Source organism: Bacillus gaemokensis (assembly GCF_001590835.1).
GTDB classification, from domain to species: Bacteria; Bacillota; Bacilli; order Bacillales; family Bacillaceae_G; genus Bacillus_A; species Bacillus_A gaemokensis.
Genome location: NZ_LTAQ01000026.1, coordinates 12,968 through 16,366, shown reverse-complemented (window position 1 = coordinate 16,366; position 3,399 = coordinate 12,968). Strand labels below are relative to the sequence as shown.

The 3,399-nt window shown below is 31.3% G+C and carries 1 protein-coding gene and 3 pseudogenes; 3 read left to right on the top strand and 1 reads right to left on the bottom strand.

Features of this window, described 5'->3' with window-relative positions; all coding sequences use genetic code 11:
* Positions 1–418 precede the first annotated feature (418 nt).
* Together AZF08_RS32395 and AZF08_RS29030 are read left to right on the top strand one after the other, a co-directional pair.
* Positions 419–583, top strand: a pseudogene (locus tag AZF08_RS32395) (DDE-type integrase/transposase/recombinase); the annotation flags it as partial.
* A 420-nt stretch (positions 584–1,003) separates the two neighbouring features.
* A pseudogene (locus AZF08_RS29030) lies at positions 1,004–1,292 on the top strand (Holliday junction resolvase RecU); the annotation flags it as partial.
* A 36-nt stretch (positions 1,293–1,328) separates the two neighbouring features.
* Here AZF08_RS29030 and AZF08_RS19000 read toward each other — a convergent pair.
* Entirely contained in the window at positions 1,329–2,888 is a 1,560-nt protein-coding gene (locus tag AZF08_RS19000) for a hypothetical protein (protein WP_051726001.1), read from the bottom strand.
* Between the two features lie 429 nt (positions 2,889–3,317).
* Here AZF08_RS19000 and AZF08_RS30080 point away from each other — a divergent pair.
* Positions 3,318–3,399: pseudogene (locus tag AZF08_RS30080) on the top strand (IS6 family transposase); the annotation flags it as partial.

Below are 3,399 nucleotides of genomic sequence, written 5' to 3'. Positions count from 1 at the left end.
TTTCTATTTAATTTTGTGAACACATCAAGTAAAACAAATAATTTTTTTCATTATCAACTCCTTTATAATTTTTTTGAGTGTGTGTATTTCGAATGATTTGTTATTTTTAGTTTAATTTAACTTGAGTATTAAAAACATCGAAATACCTAACAAAATCCTTACATTATTGTAAGGGACCTTACAGAGACATAAAATTTTAAAAATATATTAACCAGAACTATTTTTGCAGCTTCTGGTGCAAAGAAAAAGAAGAGTATTGCAAGAAATCTATAAAGTTTGGGCATACTGATACTATTATTCTAAAAAGGAAAGGATGGAAGAACTTGGACTATCCAGTGTTCATACAATGATTATGCGTTGGATACATCAATATGGGCTTGAATTAGATAAGTGAATTCGATGTCATCTCAAACAAACCAGACAGATAAAATATCTGAATAAAGTTGTAGAACAAGATCATCGTTCTATTAAAAAACGCGTACGCTCTATGTTAGGATTAAAATCCTTTTAAACTGCTAAACGAGTATTATCTGGATTGGAAGCGATGAGAATGATGAAAAAAGGACAGGCTTTCCAAGGGTAGAGATCTGTCCAAAAACAAATAAAGTTAATCAATCAACTCTTCGATCTTACCGCATAGTAGCAGATTCCGTTAGGAATCTACACTGTTATTTTTTAGTCCACATATTATTTACACCAGAACCCAAAAAAGCATGTGTAGCTTTGTTGGATAAGGATTTGAAGGATAGAAAAGCGACTACTATGGATCTAAATCTAATAGCCTTACACTTTTATTACAAGTGTGTAAGGTTTATAAAGAAAACAGAACAAAAGAGCAACTAGCAAAAGCTAACTGCTCGGCTCCAAGGGGGACGGAGAAAGAAATTTAAATGAGTTTTGACTGGTTGTCTTATCTGCAGTATTGACGGAATATTGAGGTTTATTCACTTGAGCATAAGAAAACTTAAAAAGTAATTATTTGAATAGAAATGGAGGAATAACAATAGGTTTAGGGAATCGAGAAATAGATTATTAATCTATCAAATAAAATGGGAGTGACGCTTATAAACAAGCGTCCGACTCCTGTGAAGGCATTAAAAATCGAAAATGGACACGTGGTAAACGGGTTCTATGAAGCTAAAAGTGCGTTTATAAAGGAAAAGCAATTGCATTCGAAGCGGAGTCTACAGAGAGTACTACACGATTTGATTTAAAGAACATTGCACAACATCAGTTGGGATTACCTGGAGAAAACGGAGAAGATGGGAGCTGTGTGTTTCTTCCTTATAGAGTCATTCTATAATTTTTGTTATATATTAATATAAGGATTAATATTGATAAAGATCACTTAACATTTTATGAGGATTTCCATTCCAATACCTTTGATATGGTGTTAGCAATTTATGTTGTTTAACCCAATCACGATTAATTTTTTGTAATAGTTGTTCTTCAGTTAACTGTTCTTTTTCTTTTATTGTCCAACTGAATGCCTCCAAAGCTTTCTCTTTTGTCCAAAAATTTTTAGGGGCACGTTTAAAGTCCCATTCTTTAAAATGTCCCGGATATAAATCATCTAGCATTTTAAATGGACTATAATCCCAATAAGTCACTAAATGTTGTACTAATCTATGCTTCCTTAACCAATTTGCACTAAAAATCATCATTAGTTCCTTATCTGTTAACTGTTCTTTTTCCTCTATTGTCCACTTTAGAGCTTCTAATACTTTTTCTTTCGTCCAAAAACCCCTAGGTACTTTTGGAAATTGCCATGCTTTAAAACGATTTGGATATAAATCGTTTATCATTTTATAAGGGCTACTGCTCCAAAACCTTCGTAATGGAACAGCTAACTTGTTTCTTTCAAACCATTTTATATCAGTTCTTTGTGGTACCTGTTCTTCTATTAGTTGTTCTTTTTCTTCTATTGTCCATTTCAAGGCCTTTAATGCTGTTTTTTCTGTCCAATAGTCTTTTGGAACATTTTTAAATAGCCATTCCTTAAAACGATTTGGATATAAATCGTTTATCATTTTATAAGGATTAGAACCCCAGAAATTTTTCAAAGGCGTATTTAATTTATTTTTTATTAGCCAATTTGTACTGAATTCCTGGTATATTTGTTCTTCAGTTAACTGTTCTTTTTCTTCTAGTATCCATTGTAAGGTGGTTAAAGCCTTCTCTATTGTCCAAAACTTGGAGAATTGATCCTTTCTAAAAGTATCAGGATACAAATCATTAAGCATTTTTTGAGGATTCCCTTCCCAATACAACCTTAAAGGAATAATAAACTTATTTTTTTTTAGCCAATTTAAGTCAACAACTTTTAATACACTTTCTTTAGTTAAATGGTTTTTCTCCTCTATTAACCATTTAAGCTCCTCCAATACAGTTAAAGATGTGCTTTTCCTCCAATATTCGTTTTTTAAGGAATCCCATTGCCATACTTTAAAACGATTTGGATATAATTCATTTAACATCTCATATGTATTTGCGTTCCAATGCTCAAGCAACGGAATCTTTAATCTGTGTTTTATTAGCCACCCTTTATTATACACTTGAAGTATTTGTTCTTCGGTTAATTGTTCCTTTTCTTCTATTATCCACCTTAAAGCTTCTAATGCTTCTGATGAGGATTTTCCAATCCAATATCCCTTAGATAAATCTTTTAATTGCCATTCTTTAAACTGGTTTGGATATAAATCATTTAGCATTTCAAAGGGGCTTCCATTCCAATACTTAATTAGCGGTATTGCTAAATCATTTTTTATTAACCACTTTTTATCAAAAAATGCTAATAGTTGTTTTTGTGTTAATTTCTCTTGTTGTTCTATTTTCAATTCTAGTACTTTTAACCCGTCTTCTTTTGTCCATAATTGAAATTTATCCATATTATCCCTCGATTTCCTAATATTCGTATCTATTGGTTCTATTTTACATGAAAAAAGCGATTTTAGATGAAAGAACTTTTTAAAATAAGATTACAATCATTTATTAAATCTAAAAGATAAAAAGGATAAATTTAAAAGGTATATGGACTATAAGGGGGTTACCATACATCGCTATCAACTTCTAGATAGCTTTATATAATGGCACATTAGGGGTAGAAAGCGATTTTAAATTATAGGGTTGCTTTCTACCTTTTTATATAAAGTTAGAGGGAGTGAATCGCATTTTATCTGACATATCATATTTCAAAAAATGATTCTAAAGACATACTGACTATTGGGTTCTGGTGCAAAAACTTTAAAGCTCTTGCAAGTAATCTCCTAAACTTGGACATACTGATAATATTACTCTAAAAAAGGTGTGTGATCGGTATGGAAAAGGAAAATTTGTTCAAATGGAAGCATTATCAGCCTGAACTAATCTTACTAACAGTAAGGTGGTACCTACGGTACA

What these genes read in the sequence shown, in the direction of transcription:
- AZF08_RS19000 (WP_051726001.1), bottom strand. Translation starts at nt 2,888, where the DNA reads ATGGATAAATTTCAATTATGGACAAAAGAAGACGGGTTAAAAGTACTA.